Below are 18,655 nucleotides of genomic sequence, written 5' to 3'. Positions count from 1 at the left end.
GACACCGGCGACGGTTCTGCTGCTAAACTGGCCGAACGCATTACCAATGGCTGATCCGGTGACGAAGTCTTTGCTCGCCACCGGCCGATGAAAACGGGACAAGTAACAACAATGACCAGATTCCTCGCCCTAGCCTCCTTATTCTTGCTGCTGTGGCAACCGGCCGCGGCGGACAACCGCGAACACGAGCAGCTCAAGCGCTCCATCATCAAGATCTACACCACGGCGGCAGCGCCGGATTATTTCAATCCGTGGGCGCTACTGAACCCCAAACAGCTGTCCGGTTCCGGCGCCGTTATCGAGGGTGAGCGCATCCTCACCAACGCCCACGTGGTCGCCAATGGCAGTTTTATTCAGGTCCAGCGTCATGGCGACGCGCAGAAATTCCGCGCCCAGGTGCAGTTTGTTTCCCACGCCGCCGATCTCGCACTGCTGACCGTGGACGACGAAAGCTTCTTTGACGACACCCGCCCACTGACACTGGGAGAGCTGCCGGAGCTGCAGGAAGAAGTCACCGTGTATGGCTATCCCATCGGTGGCAAGTCGCTGTCGATTACCCGCGGCGTGCTGTCGCGCATGGAGCACCAGTACTACGCCCATGCCGAAAGCTACCTGATGGCGGGGCAGATCGACGCCGCCATCAATCCCGGTAACAGCGGTGGCCCGGTGATCTCTGACGGGCGCATTGTCGGCGTCGCCATGCAGACCAACCAGAGTGCTGAAAATCTCGGGTATTTCGTCCCGCCCAGTGTCGTTCGCCATGTGCTGCGCGATGCCGAAGACGGCGTCCACCAGGGCTTCCCCGAGCTGGGTGCAGTCACCCAGAGCATGGAAAGTCCGGCGATGAAGGCCGCCGCCGGCCTCGAGCCCGACCAGGACGGCGCGCTGGTGGTGAAAGTATTTGAGGATTCCCCGGCAGCCCAGGTGCTGCAGCCCGGCGACGTGCTGCTCGAGGTAGACGGCCTCGAGATCGCTGCGGATCGCACGGTGGAGTGGCGTAAGAACCAGCGCACCAACTACCACTATGCCGTAGACCAGTATCACGTGGGCGACTTCCTGCCGGTGCGTTTCTCGCGCAATGGCGAGGAACAAACCGCGAAGATACAGCTGGCCGCACCCCCCCCCTCGCGCTCGCTGGTGCTGAGCGAGCAGTACGACCAGCGTCCGCGCTACTACATCTACGGTGGTGTCGTTTTTGTGCCGCTGAACATGAACCTGATCAAGCGCTGGGGCAACAACTGGCACTCCAAGGCGCCGATCGAATACCTGTATGCGCGCAATCGCTGGGTCGAAAAAGACCGTCGCGAGCTGGTGGTCGCACTCAAGGTCCTGCCGGCGGGCGTCAATCTGGGATACCACGACTGGAAGAACTGGATTATCGATTCGGTAAACGGCAAGGATGTGGCGGATTTTGACGAATTTGCCCAGCTGATGGAGAGCAACCAACAGGGCTTCATTGAACTGCGCGATCGCTCCGGCTATCGCATGGTGCTCGACGCTGCGAGTGCGCGCGAGCAGGAGCCGCAGATCCTGCAGACCTATCACATCCCGCAGCGACACTCGCCGGGCCTGTTTACCAACCTCGCCGCGGACAAGGACAGCTGATCCATGGCCACTGCCGCCACCCTGCGCTGGGTGTTCTGCGCGGTCATTGTCGGCGCGACCAGCATGGTTTGCGCCAGTGAGATGTATCGCTGGGTGGATGAGAACGGACAGGTCCACTTCGGCGACCGGCCGCCCAACCAGGCCAGCGCCGAAAACGTCGGGACAGAACTGAAGCCGATCAATACTTCTGACAGCAACGGTGCTGCGCGTACCGCTGGCAAAAGTGCCCAGGCGGGCAGTCGTCAGGCCGCGCTCGACCGCGCCTACCGTGAACGTCGCCGGGCCGAGCAACAGCAGGTCAAGGCACAACAGCAGCGCTGGCAGCAAACCTGCGAAGAGGCACGCCACCAGCTCCGCATACTCGAAGGCCCTGTGTACTATGTCGACGCGCAGGGAAAAGAGTACACCGTGTCCGAGAAAGAGCGGCAGCGCCGGGCCGACGCCCTGCGGGTGACCATACACCAGCGCTGTGGCTGACGAGTCTGCCCGGCCATCACCGGGCGGTTTTATTACGGCGGCAACCGCACTAGAATTCCGCGTTTTTCTGCCGAGGCAAATCCCCCATGTCCGACCAGCTGGAACGCTTTATTTTTTCCAACCACGATATTCGCGGGCAGGTGGTCACCCTGACCGACACCTATCGGGACATCCTGGAAAATAACCAGCTACCGCCTGCCGTGGCACAGCTCCTCGGTGAATTTCTCGCCGCGGCCTGCCTGCTTTCCACCACCCTCAAGTTTGACGGGTTGCTCGCGCTGCAGGCGCGCGGCGAGGGACCGGTGCCCCTGCTGCTGGCAGAATGCACCCATCACAGTGACCTGCGCGGGATCGCCAAAATGGCGGAAGGCGTGGATATCCCGGAAGGTGCCACCCTGCGCGACCTGGTTGGCAACCGCGGCGCACTGGCGATCACTGTCGAGCCCGAGCGCGGCGAGCGCTACCAGGGGATCGTGCCGCTGGAACGGGAAACCCTGGCGGAGTGTCTCGAGGACTACTTCACCCAGTCCGAACAGCTGGCGACGCGCTTCTGGCTGGAATCCAGCCCGGATACCGTCGGCGGAATTATGCTGCAGATCTTGCCGGGCAATAATGCCGCCAGCGAGGAAGACAACCGCGACGCCTGGGAAACCGCCCAGCACCTGGCGGCCACCGTCACCGCGGAAGAACTGCACCAGTTACCCCACGACCAGCTGATCCTGCGCCTGTTCCATGAAATGCAGCCGGCACGGCTGGGCACCGCCAACATTCGCTTCAAGTGCAGCTGCTCGCGGGAGCGCAGCGCCCGCGCGCTGATGGCGATGGGGCCGGAAGAGGTCTACAAGCTGCTGGAAGAACAGCAGGGCAATATCGTCGCCGACTGCCAGTTCTGCAACGCGCGCTACGACTTCAACCGGGACGACGTCGAGTCCCTGTTTAACGCTCCGCCGCACACCCTGCACTGATCCTTCCCCGGGCGGGGCGCTGCGCCCCGCCCGTCACGTTCGCGGGTGGCATGCCCGCCATCCACTCTCTCGCCCACCATCCACCACCCTCTCGCCCGCAATCCTTGCACACCGCATCCGTCCCAGTGCGCGCACGACGTGCTCGCCGCGCGCGGTGTCACCAGCCTGTCGTCCGCCCGAACTTCCCGCTCGCCTCCGACATCTATCGGGCTGGCCGCCAGGACCAATATTCACGCTCTGATTCACTAAAATTAGTCAAATGAATGTAGTTTTACTACATAATCCGCGAAATTTATGTAGTGGCGCATATTTTTGCATGACACCGCTGTCATTGAGTGTTTTTCAGCCAATCCCGCTATGCCCCCCTATTGAACTCTGTAATAATGCGCGCGAATTTTGGTCTCTGGCGTGATGTGCCAGAGCTCTACACTGATTTACACACGACTTTCACGGGTAATCGACGAATGGCACAGATCGACGACACGGCGCAGGTACTGAAGAATCTCGCAACGTCGCAATTGGTTGAACAGGCTCTGGTACGGGGTGAAGGCAAGCTGTCCGACACCGGTGCCCTGGTGACCGAGACCGGTGAGCGCACCGGCCGCTCTCCGGCAGATCGCTTTGTGGTGGAAGAGCCTTCCACCAGTGACAGCATCGCCTGGGGTGCAGTAAACCGCCCCTTCCCCCAGGACAAGTTCGACGCCCTGTGGGATCGAGTCGAAGCCTTTGTCGAAGGGTCCGATCGCTTTGTGCAGGAACTGCACGTTGGCCAGGACGAAGATCACTACCTGCCGGTTGTGGTGACCGCCCAGACTGCCTGGCACACCCTGTTTGCCCGCAACATGTTCATCCGCGCCGAAAACTACAACCCGAAAGGCAAGGAAGAGTGGCGCATCCTGCACGCGCCGAACTTTGTGTGCGAGCCAGAGCGCGACGGCACCAACTCCGAAGGCGTAGTGATTATTAACTTTGCTGCGCGCAAGGTCCTGCTCGCCGGCATGCGTTACGCCGGTGAGATGAAAAAGGCCATGTTCTCCGTCCAGAACTTCCTGCTGCCGGAAAAAGACGTGATGCCGATGCACTGCGCTGCCAACGTGGGCAAAGACGGTGACGTATGCCTGTTCTTCGGCCTGTCCGGTACCGGTAAAACCACCCTGTCTGCTGATCCCGAGCGTTACCTGATTGGTGATGACGAGCACGGCTGGGCCAAGGGCGGTGTATTCAACGTTGAGGGTGGCTGCTACGCCAAGACCATCAACCTGAGCCAGAAAAACGAGCCGGTAATCTGGGACGCGATCCGTTTCGGCGCCATCGTGGAGAACGTGGTCACCAATGCCGCCGGCACTGCCGACTACTACGACACCAGTCTGACCGAAAACGGCCGCTGCTCCTACCCGCTGGAGCACGTTGAAATGCGTCAGCTGGAGAACCGTGCCGGTGAGCCGAAGAACGTCATCTTCCTGACCTGTGACGTTTCCGGTGTTCTGCCGCCGGTTTCCATCCTGTCCAAGGAAGCCGCTGCGTACCACTTCCTGTCCGGCTACACCGCGCGTGTTGGCTCCACCGAACTGGGCGCAGAGGCGGGCATCCACCCGACTTTCTCCACCTGCTTCGGTGCGCCGTTCATGCCGCGCGCGCCGCGTGAATACGCCGACCTGCTGATGAAGCGGATCGAGGACTTCGGCTCCAAGGTCTACCTGGTCAACACCGGCTGGACCGGTGGCTCCGGTGACAACGGCAAGCGCTTCCCGATTCCGGTGACCCGCGCGGTGATCGCGGCTATCCAGAGCGGCGCACTCGAAGGTGTCGAGACCGAGCACCTGGATGCGCTGAACCTGGATATTCCGGTTGAAGTACCGGGCGTCGACAAGGCCTACCTGAACCCGCGCGAAGCGTGGGCCGACAAAGCCGCCTACGACGACCAGGCCGGCAAGCTGGCCAAGCTGTTCAACGAGAACATCGAGAAGTTCAGCGTCAGCGATGCGGTCAAGGACGCTGGCCCCAAAGCCTGATTCTGACAGAATCCCTGTATGAGCCCCCGCGGTGCGAGCCCCGGGGGCTTTTTTTTGCCGTTTTGGCGCACCCCTCAAGATCACAGTCGACCGTCATCCCGGCGGTGACCTGTCGGCCGGAAAGAGCCCCGGCCTGGAAGCATCCAGCGTCTATAGTGAAAGGAACAGGCGCCGCTACGCTTCGTCAGCGCCTGTCAGGCGACTGGATTCACAGGCAGCGCGATCATCTCCATGGTTCAAGGCACACCCTTCTTTTTTCGCCCCGTCGATCCGCGGGGAAAGAACGTCAACCGGCTGGTGATTACCGGCCTCACCCTGATGCTGATGGCGCTGGTTGGCGGCCTGTGGTTGTTCCTGTACCTGAAATCGCTGGAACAGCCCTACGAGCGCATCAAGGGCTATCGCGTCGCGACTCCGGCCGCCCTCAAGGAGTTTTTACGCCATGGTGACCGCCGGGCCGAGGTGGCGGAACTCAAGGATTTCCTCGACCAGCGCGGCGTTGCCGACGTGGTCCCGGTGGAGGACCTGTTGCGCCAGGGGCCGCAGTGGCTCGACCTCAACCTGCCGCCGTTCGCCATGCCGCCGCGCAGTCGCTGGGACAGCATTGTCGAGACACTCACGCTGGTACGCGATCATCTTCAACCGGCCATCGGCCCGGTGATTGTGCTCTCCGGGTTTCATACGGATAACTACCAGCGCCGGCGGGAAGGCAAACTGGATACCCACCACAGTGACTTTTGCGGTGTAGATCTGGTACCCGCCTCAAATATCAGTCGCAAGGAGCTGCTCGAAGAGCTCCGCAGCTTGCACGCGCGCCTGGGGCCAGCCAGCAACATGGGGCTGGGCATCTTCGGCAGCGTCCACTTCCATATCGATACCTGCGGGTTTCGCACCTGGTAATTGCGCACGCCTGCTGCGCTGAGTGAGGGCCGTCATGGACATCAAGGAAACCCCGGACCACGCGTTTTACGATATCCACATCGAACGCCGACGCGCCCTGTGGATTGCCGGGCTGGTACTGGTGGGCACCATCATTCTGGTGGTGCTGACAGTGGATAAGGTGCGGGAGTTTGCCGAGCGCGTTGTCACCCCCATCGAGTATCGGCCCCAGCCGTTGATGTACAAGATCAAAGGCTACCCCGCCGCATCTGAGCGGGCATTCGATGAGTTCCTCAGCGAGGGCACCAACCGCGAGACCTTTGCCAAGCTGGAGAACTTCCTGCAAAAAAACAAAGTCGACAAGGTCGTCCCTCCCATGGCGCTGCTGCGCCAGGGCAGCGACTGGCAGAAAATCGACCAGCCACCCTTTGCGATTCCACCGGAAAACCAGTGGCCGGCCATGGTGAACACCCTGAAGGTCTTACAGCAGGAGGTGATCCCCAAAATTGGCGATGTTTATGTGCTGTCCGGCTGGCGCACACACGAATACAACGCACAGGCAGGCGGCTCGCGGCGCAGTAAGCACATGCATTTCTGCGGGCTCGATATGGTGCCCATCGCCGACTTCAAGCGCAAAGACCTGGTACCCATCCTGCGCGGCATCCACCAGCGTGCCGGGCGCCGCTGGAATATGGGGCTGGGTATCTACCGCGGTATTCGCTTCCATGTAGACACCTGCGGGTTTCGCAGCTGGTAAGTGTGATCCCGCATTACTGTCGCCACTGGAGAAGGTGTTAGCATAGCCCCCTACGGACAGACACAATAAAACATGGGGGAGCACCAATGGTGCATGAAATAATCGAACGGCGTTCGTTCGTTATCGCACTGGTTCTGGTGTCGATTGCCTTTCTGGTTCTGATCAAGCCGTTTTACATACCCATTTTCTGGGCATGTGCCGTGGCGATGATTTTCTACCCGGTCTATCAGCGACTGCTTACCAAAGCGCCCAAGTGGCCGAATATGATGGCGCTGGTGACGCTGCTCCTGTGCGCTGTGCTGGTGGTACTCCCCGTACTCGCAATCACCAGTGCTTTCGTCGAGGAAGCGGTCAACCTCTACCAGCGGATCCAGAGCGGTGAAATCAATCCTGCGCATGAACTCGAAGTGGTGCGCGCAGGCATCCCCGGCATCAGCTCACTGATCGAGCGGATCGGTATCGATTTTGAAGAACTCAAGTCGCGCCTGCTGGAAGTGCTGATGAGCGCCGGCAGCCTGATTGCCAAGAACGCCCTGACCCTCGGGCAAAAGACCGGCAACTTCTTCCTGATGCTCGGCCTGATGCTGTACCTGACGTTCTTCCTGCTGCGCGATGGCGAAAAACTGGTGAATGTCCTGATTCGTGCGTTGCCGCTCGGCGACGAGCGCGAGCACCTGCTGCTTGCCAAGATAGGCGAAGTCACCCGCGCAACCATCAAGGGCAACCTGGTGGTAGCGATTACCCAGGGTACGCTCGGCGGCCTGATCTTCTGGGCGCTCGACTTGCCAGCGCCTCTGCTGTGGGGCGTCGTCATGACGCTGCTGTCGCTGTTGCCCGCCGTCGGTGCGGCGCTGATCTGGTTCCCCGCGGCGATTTATCTCTATTCAACAGGCGACATCTTCAAGGGTACGATCCTGATGGCCTTTGGCCTGATGGTGATCAGCCTGATCGACAATCTGCTGCGCCCGATTCTGGTGGGGCGCGATACCAAGCTGCCGGACTACCTTGTGCTGTTTTCCACCATTGGCGGCCTGATGATGTTTGGCATCAGCGGCTTCGCGATCGGCCCGCTGTTAGCAGCGCTGTTCCTGGCGTTCTGGCAAATCTTTATGCGGGAATTTATTAACTCCGCGGAAGAGCAGGATTTCTGAAGGACAATGCGGCGCGGCGCTCATTAGGGCGTCCCGCGGGCCGCGCGCAGCTTTTCTTCCTGCAGCAGGTGTCGGTGCAAATCGGCCATCGGTTCCTGTGACACCACCATCAACCCACCGTGCTGCCGATCCAAATCGGCTATCAGCACAATCACGGTGGCAAAGGTGACCGCCACCATCACCGCCACATGGGCGGCACCACCGCGGCTGGTGCCGAACTGGAAACCCACTGCGAGCATCGACAGCCCGAGCATAAAGTACAGCGCAATCCAGATCGGCTCGGGAATGCGATATTCCAGGGCCACCACAACCTGGGCATGATGGTCGCGAATGACTTGCGTCAGGGGTTCGACAAACTGGCGCAGATAACCGGGGGTATAGCCCTCGGCAATATGTGCCTCCACCATCTGCCACAGCTCCCGGTGAATCGCTTCCACACGATCAAACTCTTTTTTCTTGGGATGAAAGTCCGACGCGTCGAAGTCCTGCAAATCGGCGTATTCCACCAGCAGCTCGCGCGCGCGTTTGGCGGCCGGTGGTTGTAAAAAGTCCGCATGCAAGTAGGCACTGAGAATGGTGTTGCTCTCTTCCAATACCAGCGCCTTGCGATCGGCAAACCGCGAGGCGGTCATGTTGAAACTGAAGGCGAGGATAAAGGCGAGTAGCCCCAGGGTTGCCGTCACCGCATTGCCAATCGACAGCTGTTTGTCTTTCCCGATGCGATGCAGGTAGTGGCGGCCAAACTTCAGGCCGAGCGCCATAGCCGCCAACACGTAGACCACAGTGAAGGCAAACAGGGCAGGTAACGGCAAGACCTGAATTGGATCAGTCACGCTGCTGACGCTCACGCTCAGGGTGGCGGCTTGGGTGCCAGCTGCGTGGCCTCAAGCAAACGGTCACGCAAATCACCCATAGGGCGCTGGTTGACGGTGAGAAACCCCTCATGGGGCCGGTCAAGATCCGACACCAGTAAAATGACCGTGGCGAAGGCCAGTGACAGCGCCACTGCCAGGGGTAAAGAGCCACTGTTACTGGCACCCAGCTGAAACCCGATCCCGAACATGGCCACCGCCGTCATCAGGTAAAGGCCGGTCCAGATGGCCTGGGGAATTTTATAGCGCCCACCCACTGTCAGGCGCTTGGTGTGCAGATCAATCACCTGATTGAGCGGGCGATAAAATGCCTTCAGCTTTTCGGTATCGTAGCCCTGGTCCACATGCGCTGAAACAATGGCCCAGAGTTGATCGTGGATGCCCTCGCTCGACTCGATGGCGGCCATGATCTCTTCTTCGGGCATCTTGGTAGGCGTGAAGTATCGGGTCCTGGCATAGTCGGCGAGCAGATTGCGGGCCGAGTCTCTCCCGGATGCATCGAGGAAATCCGCCCGCAGGAATGCGGTTTCGATGGCATTCACTTCATCCAGTAGCAGTGTCTTGCGCTCGGCAAACCGCTCGGCGGTCATATTGAAGGTAAACGCCAACATAAAGGCCAGGAGCCCCAGGGTCGCGGCCACTGCACTGCCGATCGAGGAGTCTTTTTGCTCTCCCGCGCTACGCTGACGCCGGTTGCCTGCCCAGTAGCCCACCGCCAGGGCAACCAGCACGACAACAATCGAGACGATACAGACGATTGTCAGGGAAACAGTTGTAAACAGCGTATCCAAGGCACCACCACTGCGAGAATCTGTAGTAATTCTGGATCAGCTTTACCGGGCTTGCCTGCAGGGTGGGGCATCCACAGTCATTTGTAATCAATGAATGATCGACATAATGCGATCGGCGCCAAACTCCCACGAAGGGCTGGTGGAAGATCACCGCGCATACCGGGGTTTTAATATCGTGCGTTCAGTGAGAAGAAGTGTTGGCTCCGGAATCTACTACGGAGTCCACTTCGGTGGCCTGTGCCAGCCGCACCAGTTCGATCGCCGCGGTGGCCAACCGGCGGGCAAAACGCCGGTAGCCGGCTGCGGAGTAATGCAGGTCATTCATCAACTGTTCGCCCTGGCGGCTGGGTCCGTCGTTCAGATCATCGGTATCGACCCAGCGACCGCGGGAAGACGCTTCGGCCAGTCCTTCCTGCACCATACGTATCCGCTGCCAGTGGGATTGCCAGCCGGGCCTTTTATAACTCGCGGCATGGCGCTTGCGATCATGGTCACTCAGCCGCCCAATCACGAAGTTCAAGTTAACGTCGCCCAGATCGGTGGCCAGCTGTGTCATCAGGCCTAGCAGGTCCCGTTCGTACTCTGCCCCGCGAAGACGAAAGGCGTCGGCTTCTCCCTGCATCCACAGGAAGGTAACCGTCGCGATCGAACGGTGCCGCGTCTGCAGGCGAACAGCCTTTAACAACTTGTCGTAGAGGTCACCGGTTTTGTCGCCTGTGCTTCCTGTGGAGGCGGCGTGGCGGTACCAGCGGCTGATCGGTTGGCCGCCCTCGGCACTCTTGATCAACACCACCCGATTCCTGCCAAAGGCCCCTGCCACCAACGGCAGGAAGTCCGCCTCAGCATCCAGCCGCGCCATGTTCGATTGCCCGGCCAGTAAGAACACATGCACGGGCGCCTCTGCCGCACAGGTGGCACTGAGCGTCAGCAGCAACAGCGCTGGCCAAAAGCCTCGCTTGCCGAGGCAGCCCCAAAGGCCATGCAGCCCGAACCACGCTGTCTGGTGAACCGGCTTCGCCTCCATGCGAACATTCCTGTAAACGTGATATCAGGAAGTCTATGCGGAGTGCGGCTATCTGCCAGTTGGAGATGAGTAGTATCAAGACGGGTTGCGCGCGTCCAGCGCCAGTCAGAGCTCTGATCATGCCCGCCGATAAGCGTCCGCGCAGTGACAGCGTGTGCCGCACCAACCAATCTATCTGCTGCCCGTCAGCGTAAGTACAGGGTGTCACCTCCGAATCGGTAGCCTGCGCCGCCGTCGGGGGTTAGGATGGTCATTGCCCTTGCAGCTGAAAGATACTCAACTTATGAACAAATTCATCGCGCTCATTTCCACCCTCTTGCTCAGTCTGTCTGCCCATGCTCTGGAGGTCGGCGACCCCGCACCAGCGTTCAGCCTGGAGGCCTCTGATGGCAAGACCTATGCCCTGTCCGATTTCAAGGACAAGCAGGCAATCGTGATCGCCTGGTATCCCAAGGCGTTTACCAAGGGATGCACCATTGAGTGCAAGTCGCTGGCGGAAAAAGGACACCTGGTCCGTGAATACGATGTGACCTACTTTATGGCCAGCACCGACGACGTCGAGAAAAACACCAAGTTCGCCGAGTCGGAAAAGGCCGATTTCCCGCTATTGAGCGATCCGACGGGGGAAGTGGCCGCAGCCTATGGGGTGAAAATGCCAATGGTCAACATCGCCAAGCGCGTCACCATTTATATTGGCAAAGACGGCAAGATCCTGAAGATCGATAGCGACATCAAGCCTGCCACCAGCGCTGAAGATATGGCGCGCACCCTGGGCGAACTGGGCGTAGCCAAACAGGGCTAAATCGCTTCCACCCACTAAAAAAGGCTCCGCAAGGAGCCTTTTTTTATTGCGCCGCCGGAGCGATATCGAGCGTCATGTGAGTGTGGTCCACCACGCGCCCAAACGCCGACGAGAGCCCGCCCTTGCGCGACGTCACCTCACGAAACCCAAGACGCTCATACAACTTTCGCGCCCCGGTGTTTGTCTCCGCAACATCGAGCCCTGCCTCGGTGTGACCGCGCTGTCGAAGCTCGGCCAAGAGGAAAGCGATCAGCTGCTGTCCGATACCCTGTCCCTGCCACTGCGGGGACACCCCGAGGTTATACAAGAAACCTGCACCGCCAGAGGGTGGCGGAATAACGGCCTCCGTGCGCAAACCCCGGATCAGGGTTCGACCCGCAGCCACTGGCGAGTAAAAACGCAGGATGCTGGCCGCCGCTGAAACGGTAAATCGCAGATTTTGATGGGCAAATCGCAACCCGCCACATGCCACAACCTGGCCATCAAGCACACCGGCCCAATGCTGACGATGACTGAACTCGGTACGCGTACCGCCGAATGCCCGGGTCAGAAATGCCATCGACTGTGCCGAAGACGCGTCGCAAAACACATAGTCGTAAGCCAGCGGGCCAGAACTGTGAATCAGGGGTACCGCCTGATCTGCATCCGCCGGTACGCACGGCCGGAACTCGAGTGTCATGCGCTATCCTCAATCGTATGTCCGGCTATAATCTGCCACTAAGTCGTGGGCCATCAGTCTTGCTGTTGCAGCTGCTGGATACGCTCCGACTCGGCCTTGATCATGGCCTGCAGCTCACCAATATTTTCCTGCACGCGACGCACACCGATCTGGCTACCCTGCGCCATCAGTTCGGGCATTTTGTTAATGGTCTTCTGGCCGACGTCGGTCGAGTAGAACGCATTGATTTCACGCAGCTCCTCCACCGTAAAATTGTCGGTGTAAATGGCAACCATCTCCGGCTTCACCGCCTCGTAACCGACATATTTGTCGAAAAACTCCATCATCACGGACTTGTACGGCACCAGGGCAGGGTTTTGCTGTAATTGCATATCCAGCATCTGCGACATGGTCGTTTCAAGCATGCTCTCGATACCGACCAACTCAAACAGCTTGTCGACCTCTTGCTCTGCGGCTGACTCGGCCAGGGTAGAAAAAGACACCATGCTCAGCAGCAATGCTGCCACCGTCGTTTGAATCGCTTTCAATGCACTCACTCCTTTCAATAGGTCGAACAACTGTCGACAAAAAACGGTTGATCCAAGGTTGTTACCGGTCCCGCGCCCGCGCGTTAGCCCTTGGGCGTGACGATTTTACCTGCGGACTCCACAGGACTCGGGCAGTCCCGGGAAACGGTAAACTGATTCTCCGAGGCAAAACTCTTGTAGGTAAAAATTGACTCGGTGACCTCAAGTACTTGGTAAGCATCGTAAAGCACGGCGTCACGCGTATCAAAGAAGCTGTGCGTGCCATCCTCAATGAATTCCCGCGCTGCGGTAAAGTAAATGGGATATCGAATACCCCAGATGCCCAGCTCACTCCACTCACTGGTGGCCCCATCGGTCGCCACCAGCTTCATGTCTATGCGGTAGACCCCATCTTCGCGGCGCACCACCTTCCACTCCTGGAGCTTTCCATCATCATGTAATTTCTCTCCGCACCAGGCGCCCAGCAACAATGTTCTCATATGCTGCGTTTTTAAGTGATTGGGTTCAGATGAAGAGGCGTGTGCAATCGTTGACGATACCGCCGAAAGCAGAAGGAGGCCGCTGCAGCACAGTGAAATAAGCGTTTGCATCATTGTTCGTGCCAAAAATTATTATGTTTTGATAAGGCGCCCAATTATGCCCATATCCCGGTTCAGCGAATAGTGGTGCAGCGCAATAAGTTGCATAGTGGAGTTGGCAACAGGGCATCATGAGGCAGTAGGCCGATCAGGACGTGCGGTGTCGCCAGACGTACTGTGCCCTCCAGCCGTATACTTTACGTGCGATCAGCATGTCCCGCAGACCACCAGAGCAATAGCGCATCAAATCCATCGTTCAGCGGTCATTTTATATGGGACAAAAATTGGGCGGGAAATCGGGCGAGGGGGCATATTTGAGATAGTGCGCGCGCTCAGCATCCACGCTTTAAGTCCCCATTCCCTGGTGATGCCAAAGAAGTGACTACCTGCTCGCGAAAATTGATGGCGTAAGCACGGCCGCGGTGTGGCCGTCGTTCATCTTCGGGCTTGCGCCAATCATCTCACTACACCGCCTCACCGCGAGGCATGGGCGCTATCCCGTTACTGACCGACAATAGACGCGGTCACGTCTTGTAAGGATCCTCGGCGAGCAGATAGGCCCGCAAGTCCGCGCGCTGATCAGACGCACTCAACCAGGCACGCACTTCCTTTGCTCGTTGGTAGTCTTGCTCACCAAACTTGGCGACATACAAGTCCTCGAAGGTCGACTTCGTGTCGTTGTCACGCAGCTGCTTCTGCCAGTGATCGGTAAAAATTCGGTTCAGTGAGGTGGCCAGTCCATTTTCCTTGAGGTATTCCCACTCACCCGCATCCAGCCACACACCGCCAACTCGCGCACTGTAGTCCAGTTTGTGATCAGCATCGTTATTAATACGGAATTTCTGCATGATCGCCCCGGAAAGCGGGCATATCAAAGCCGTCTTGGTGTCTTCCACTTCAAACGTCGTCGATGAGGACGGTTCAGTCTCACCCCGCTCCAACCAGGAAATATAGTCTTCGATCAGAAGCCAGTTACCGCCGCAGGATTTACAGTGGTGACTCCGCAAAGAGTCCTCCAGGAAAGAAGGAAACAGGGTATTGGACTGACAACCGGGGCACTGCATGGCAACCTCTCACTAAATTCATTGACCGTGATCATTCGCTTTCGCCCCAATATCGAGGCAAAGATTACGATTCGTTTTTATATTCTTCTACTGCGCAGTAACGGGTCAAGCTTTGACCTATGGGAATTACCCTAACACAAACCTGCAGGACTTACTGTCTATGGTCTTCCGACACACGGAACTCGGGGATTTCGGGGAAGGAGCAAACGACCCCGTCATCCAAAATGCCAAACTCCAAATTCTTGATGGCGGCCTGGCTCTGGAGATCGATGAGCCACGTCATGGCGAGATAAATCACAAACGTGCAACATCCACCGGCCAAGAGGCTCAAGCCCAATTTGCTACTCACAGTCCTATAACCCAACGTGTCGTCACCACGTGTGATACCTAGCCTCTGGGTGCCAGCAGCCATTGCTGAAACGCTTCGATCTCCACACCAACAAACTTTAAGTGTTGCTTGAATTGCTCGGGCTTGCTAAAGCGCCCTATCTTGATGTCTTCTTCGGACATCGACCAATAAATACCGGGCATACTGTCTATACCAGCCAGCAAACCAATACCCGGCGCAGACAGGAATCGCTGCCCTTCTTGCTCCTGCAGCTTCCCGGTGAATTCCCGGTTGATGACGAGATCGACGCCTTCAGGAATACACTCTCGGTTAAGGGCCGGAAACCGGTAGAGACCATCAGAGAGCTGGTAAAATTGGTGGTCCTCCGCGGGGACTGCAGTCACAAAGTACTCTTCGCCGACCTCAAGAAAACCAAACCGTCCCGACCCGCGGACATCTGCAAGCATTAAAAACTGAACAGAGGCACCCACCTGATACTCAGGTGAAGGCGCCGTCACAACACCTTGGTATGCCACGCCACATACCCGCCCACCATGGAATACAGCCGTGCCCTGGTTAACTGCTACCGTGCTGAATAATTCGGCATTGGAAAACACTTCTTCTTTGGAATACGTCGGAGGCACTATTGCCAAAGCGCAAGAAGACAAGACAAGTAACACGAAGCCAATAAATTTTTTTATATTAATCAAAAGGCTCTACTCTCTGATTCATACTCTATATCATTCACCCAAGTAGCTACTGACTTTAGGTTTATCTAAACTCCGAAGCTATCGGGGCAATTATTGCTCGGACTTTCTAATACGACGAACTCATAAGACTCTATTCCAGCAATCCGCAGCTAAACCAATACCAGTTGTTATCCACTCAACCGGAGGAAGTACACGTCGGCCTGCAACGCCTTGTTATGTTTTTTTAGCCGAAAGGCATTGTACATTGCTCAAGTTCACCCCTGCTTTCAATATCTCGCAGTGCGCTTTCGATAATACTTTCGGATATTTCAGACACAAGAATCATATGTGAAGCCCCATAGTGAAATCGGACACATGTACCAGATATCCAATCTCCGCATGCGGACATACCTTCCGGAGTGAAAAAGAAACACCATCTTTTCTCCCCGGCCTTCGTAGTAATTATGACCTCAATGGCACCCTTTACATGATCCTCAACAGGGTCTTCAATTTTAAGGGACTCAATATTCATGGGAAAACATAACGCCCGGCTTTGGGGCGGACTTGGAGCTGCGAAGCAGCGGAAAGGCTGTCCCAGCCCCGCAGGGGCGATAACAGCCGATTGTTAACTGTGTTTCAGCGCAGCTGGCTGTGCCCCACAACGAACTCTCTATGAGTGATTCTCAGAAGGTCATTCATCCCCAAACACTGTTTTAGAGAACTCACCCCAAAACAAAAGCATCTCCCCAGATTTCAGCTGGAATTCAGGTGAGTACACCTCCACCCACACAGCATCTTTCATTTTCTCTAAGACTCTTATGCGTAAAGAAACATCATTCTGAAACTCATCCGCATAACGGGGAGATGGAACATATGGGATATCGTTGCCTTCTCCAACGAACCGGAATACCGAGCCATGCCAATTGACGCTTATATCGTAAAATGCCAACTCAAGGAGTTTTCTAGTTTTTTTCTTTTTTAGGCGCCGTTTCATGATCAATTTGTACAGTTAACGCCTCAAGAAGAGGCGTGATCTGCTACCACTTTCGTGGACACTTTATGCCGCCAGTTTTTCATACTCGGAGGGCGATTGATAGCCGAGACTGGAGTGGAGCCGCTCTCGGTTATAGAACTCTATGTATTCGATGATATGCGCTACCGCATCGATTTCGTTCTCAAACATCCGCTGATGGACAAGCTCTGTCTTCATACTGTGGAAGAACGATTCAACGATGGCATTATCCAGCGGATTGCCCTTTCGGCTCATACTCCTTGTCATCCCTGCCGACTCAACAAGCTCTCGATACTCATGTGCGGCATATTCAATTCCCTGGTCAGAATGAAATATACAGCCAGCCTTTGGTTTCTGGCGCGCCAGGGCCATCTTTAGGGCACTCTTCGTCAGTTCGCTATTACGCCTCCTACTGAAGGACCAGCCAATCACCGATCTCGTAAACAAGTCGATCACAACGGCATGATATAGCCAGCCAGTTCCGGTCTTTATATAAGTAAAGTCTCCGGCCCACTGGCGACCTACGGAATCCGCGGGATCAGCTACCCCAAGTTGATTGCCTGTCGCCGAGTAAAACTCATGCTTGCCTGGGTTCCAGGTGTAGAGCCCTCTGCTAGAGGCCTTGATACCTACGCATTTCATCAGCCGCGATACGCGCCTAACACTACACGGTAGGCCGTTACGCTTCAGCTGCTGATGTACTCTGCGCGAACCGTAAGCCTTCCGGAACCCCTGATGCAGCTCTACAATGGCGTCAGTAAGGCGCCGATCGTGCTTACGTCGCTCACTCTCTTCGCGACTGCGCCAGGCATAGAAGCCGCTCTTCGATACGCCTAATAGGTTACAGAGCTTTCTTACATCCCGCCCTTTGCGGTTCTTCTCAACCAGCTCGAAGAGCTTTACTTTTTCCGCTGGAAGAACCGCTCGGCCTTTTTTAGCAAATCGATCTCATCATTGCGATTTGCCAGTTCGCGCTCCAACTTCTTAATTTTCTTCTCTGCAGCAGCCAGCTTCTCTTCTGCTTCTTTTACTGGATCAGCTCTATCGGGACGACGTTTCGGTGACGGCTTGCTCGGCTTCATGTGCTTATTTTCCTTCAGATCTCCCCTGCGATGCTCCATCTGCCACCGATATAGCATCACCGGATGTATGCCGAGGGATTCTGCCACATCCTTTGACCTAACGTCAGGATGATTGGCCAACTTAACGGCCTGTAGCTTATAAGCCAATGTGTAACGGTCGTAGTTACGCTTTTTCGTTTGTCCCATTCTGGACCTCTTTCATGAACAGTAAATACCGTCCACAAAAGTGGTTACAGATCAGCGCATATAATGCGTCCCGGCCGAAGGCCCTTGCTGCTTTGATTTGTTAAGCGTGACGGACTACGAAAGCTGATCACGCACCTCCATTAATGCGAACCCCAAAAGGTTAGCGCCTTTCCATTGGCTTGGGTTTTCACAAGCCGGATTATCTTCAGCTAGACCTATGCCCCATATTTTATCTACTGGACTAGCCTCGACGAGCACTCGATTACCAGTATTAAGCAAGAACTGTTTGAGTTCAGGGTAGTTACCAAATTTGGCTAAGTTTGCCGAGACCACTATTTCAAATCTATGCTCATCCCACTTAGCTTGATCAAAACCTAAAACTTCCCGACCAATTGCCTTTGCTTCTCCAGGGTTGCTTGCAGAAAGAAGTCTTTCGGCAGCTACACTATCACCGAATAAAACAGCTTTTTGATACATCATATGATGCTCCGCTGTCATAAAGCGATGTCCGCCGGACTCATAAGGCGAGTCATACCACTGACTAAAGCAACTCTTTGATACTCCGTTTTTAGCTTTCTGGTGCCCCCAGAAAAACACGAACTTCACTTTATTTCCGTGATTTACATAATCTGCTAGTTCTTCTCTACTTCTAACTTTCAAGTTAAATCCGTTTTCGATGGTTTTGACGCTTAACGCCCGCCGCACAGGCGAGCAACTTGTTGCGAGTCCAAAGCGCATAGCGCGCATTTGTGCCGGCGATTGTTAGTTTTCACAGGGGTCAATTCCAGCGTTGACTCTATGGACTTCTAAATAGCTATTTGCAGCTTCAATGTATGTCGATTCAACACTAGGCCATGCAGCATCTTTGCCTAGATTCATTCGAAACGAAATATGACATAAAGCTTTCTGCGTCGCATCAGCACGCAGCGCATTATCAGTTTCCAATCCGCTAACCACTTGATGGATTGCTATGGAGTTCTCTATAGCTCTCGTCGAAGCTACCTCTCTCTTTAGAACATAGTATGCAGCCAAAGTGGCACATATCGCCCCTATGAATAGTCCGAGAAGAAAGAATGATGTTCGATTCATACTGAAAACTAACGCCGCTAGCAGCGGCCGTAGTGAAGGCGCAAAGCGCCGAAACGGAGGTCCAAGCACAGCTTGCTGGGCTGAGG

General features: G+C 56.4%; 21 protein-coding genes. 8 read left to right on the top strand and 13 right to left on the bottom strand.

All coding sequences use genetic code 11. The features are described from left to right. Positions 1–111 precede the first annotated feature (111 nt). The 7 genes from ACXAD0_RS03850 to ACXAD0_RS03820 all read left to right on the top strand — a co-directional run bounded on the left by ACXAD0_RS03850 (position 112) and on the right by ACXAD0_RS03820 (position 7,846). On the top strand, positions 112–1,605 hold the full coding sequence (locus tag ACXAD0_RS03850; protein ID WP_475087031.1) for a S1C family serine protease: 1,494 nt from the start codon (positions 112–114) through the stop codon (positions 1,603–1,605). 3 nt (positions 1,606–1,608) lie between these two features. Continuing rightward, the gene (locus ACXAD0_RS03845) at positions 1,609–2,082 is read left to right on the top strand and encodes a DUF4124 domain-containing protein (protein WP_475087030.1); all 474 of its coding nucleotides are present in this window, start codon (positions 1,609–1,611) and stop codon (positions 2,080–2,082) included. A gap of 86 nt (positions 2,083–2,168) precedes the next feature. Continuing rightward, the gene (gene hslO / locus ACXAD0_RS03840) at positions 2,169–3,047 is read left to right on the top strand and encodes an Hsp33 family molecular chaperone HslO (protein ID WP_475087029.1); all 879 of its coding nucleotides are present in this window, start codon (positions 2,169–2,171) and stop codon (positions 3,045–3,047) included. Positions 3,048–3,511: 464 nt separating this feature from the next. Next, complete coding sequence (locus ACXAD0_RS03835) at positions 3,512–5,059, top strand: phosphoenolpyruvate carboxykinase (RefSeq protein WP_475087028.1); 1,548 nt, start codon at positions 3,512–3,514, stop codon at positions 5,057–5,059. Positions 5,060–5,290: 231 nt separating this feature from the next. After that, entirely contained in the window at positions 5,291–5,959 is a 669-nt protein-coding gene (locus ACXAD0_RS03830) for a hypothetical protein (protein ID WP_475087027.1), read from the top strand. 34 nt (positions 5,960–5,993) lie between these two features. After that, a complete protein-coding gene (locus tag ACXAD0_RS03825) occupies positions 5,994–6,695 on the top strand; it encodes a D-Ala-D-Ala carboxypeptidase family metallohydrolase (protein ID WP_475087026.1) in 702 nt (233 codons plus the stop codon). Positions 6,696–6,781: 86 nt separating this feature from the next. After that, the gene (locus ACXAD0_RS03820) at positions 6,782–7,846 is read left to right on the top strand and encodes an AI-2E family transporter (RefSeq protein WP_475087025.1); all 1,065 of its coding nucleotides are present in this window, start codon (positions 6,782–6,784) and stop codon (positions 7,844–7,846) included. Positions 7,847–7,869: 23 nt separating this feature from the next. Here the strand turns inward: ACXAD0_RS03820 and ACXAD0_RS03815 are convergent, their stop codons facing one another. From ACXAD0_RS03815 to ACXAD0_RS03805, 3 genes are all read right to left on the bottom strand, one after another. Further along, positions 7,870–8,679 (bottom strand): bestrophin-like domain, encoded by an 810-nt coding sequence (locus ACXAD0_RS03815; protein WP_475087024.1) that lies wholly within the window; start codon positions 8,677–8,679, stop codon positions 7,870–7,872. A 17-nt stretch (positions 8,680–8,696) separates the two neighbouring features. Beyond that, the gene (locus ACXAD0_RS03810; protein WP_475087023.1) at positions 8,697–9,509 is read right to left on the bottom strand and encodes a bestrophin-like domain; all 813 of its coding nucleotides are present in this window, start codon (positions 9,507–9,509) and stop codon (positions 8,697–8,699) included. A gap of 181 nt (positions 9,510–9,690) precedes the next feature. Then, positions 9,691–10,533 (bottom strand): sialate O-acetylesterase, encoded by an 843-nt coding sequence (locus tag ACXAD0_RS03805; RefSeq protein ID WP_475087022.1) that lies wholly within the window; start codon positions 10,531–10,533, stop codon positions 9,691–9,693. Positions 10,534–10,816: 283 nt separating this feature from the next. Between ACXAD0_RS03805 and ACXAD0_RS03800 the strand changes: the two genes are divergently transcribed. Continuing rightward, positions 10,817–11,335, top strand: a complete 519-nt coding sequence (locus tag ACXAD0_RS03800; protein WP_475087021.1) for a peroxiredoxin — start codon at positions 10,817–10,819, stop codon at positions 11,333–11,335. A 43-nt stretch (positions 11,336–11,378) separates the two neighbouring features. Here ACXAD0_RS03800 and ACXAD0_RS03795 read toward each other — a convergent pair whose 3' ends face one another. From ACXAD0_RS03795 to ACXAD0_RS03750, 10 genes are all read right to left on the bottom strand, one after another. After that, on the bottom strand, positions 11,379–12,014 hold the full coding sequence (locus ACXAD0_RS03795) for a GNAT family N-acetyltransferase (RefSeq protein WP_475087020.1): 636 nt from the start codon (positions 12,012–12,014) through the stop codon (positions 11,379–11,381). Between the two features lie 53 nt (positions 12,015–12,067). After that, positions 12,068–12,541 (bottom strand): DUF2059 domain-containing protein, encoded by a 474-nt coding sequence (locus ACXAD0_RS03790; RefSeq protein WP_475087019.1) that lies wholly within the window; start codon positions 12,539–12,541, stop codon positions 12,068–12,070. Between the two features lie 83 nt (positions 12,542–12,624). Continuing rightward, complete coding sequence (locus ACXAD0_RS03785) at positions 12,625–13,020, bottom strand: hypothetical protein (RefSeq protein ID WP_475087018.1); 396 nt, start codon at positions 13,018–13,020, stop codon at positions 12,625–12,627. Positions 13,021–13,643: 623 nt separating this feature from the next. Next, the gene (locus ACXAD0_RS03780; RefSeq protein ID WP_475087017.1) at positions 13,644–14,183 is read right to left on the bottom strand and encodes a TFIIB-type zinc ribbon-containing protein; all 540 of its coding nucleotides are present in this window, start codon (positions 14,181–14,183) and stop codon (positions 13,644–13,646) included. 151 nt (positions 14,184–14,334) lie between these two features. Further along, positions 14,335–14,532 carry a hypothetical protein gene (locus ACXAD0_RS03775; protein ID WP_475087016.1) on the bottom strand — a complete coding sequence of 66 codons (198 nt, stop codon included), beginning with the start codon at positions 14,530–14,532 and terminating at the stop codon, positions 14,335–14,337. Positions 14,533–14,570: 38 nt separating this feature from the next. Beyond that, on the bottom strand, positions 14,571–15,221 hold the full coding sequence (locus ACXAD0_RS03770) for a hypothetical protein (protein ID WP_475087014.1): 651 nt from the start codon (positions 15,219–15,221) through the stop codon (positions 14,571–14,573). A 670-nt stretch (positions 15,222–15,891) separates the two neighbouring features. After that, the gene (locus ACXAD0_RS03765; protein ID WP_475087013.1) at positions 15,892–16,194 is read right to left on the bottom strand and encodes a hypothetical protein; all 303 of its coding nucleotides are present in this window, start codon (positions 16,192–16,194) and stop codon (positions 15,892–15,894) included. A 63-nt stretch (positions 16,195–16,257) separates the two neighbouring features. Then, positions 16,258–17,100, bottom strand: a complete 843-nt coding sequence (locus tag ACXAD0_RS03760) for an IS3 family transposase (protein WP_475090301.1) — start codon at positions 17,098–17,100, stop codon at positions 16,258–16,260. Positions 17,101–17,111: 11 nt separating this feature from the next. Next, a complete protein-coding gene (locus ACXAD0_RS03755) occupies positions 17,112–17,480 on the bottom strand; it encodes a transposase (RefSeq protein ID WP_475087012.1) in 369 nt (122 codons plus the stop codon). Positions 17,481–17,594: 114 nt separating this feature from the next. Continuing rightward, a complete protein-coding gene (locus ACXAD0_RS03750) occupies positions 17,595–18,140 on the bottom strand; it encodes an NADAR family protein (protein WP_475087011.1) in 546 nt (181 codons plus the stop codon). Positions 18,141–18,655 lie beyond the last annotated feature (515 nt).

This window comes from Microbulbifer sp. ABF4_148 (assembly GCF_056158985.1).
This window is presented reverse-complemented; position numbering and strand designations above follow the sequence as displayed.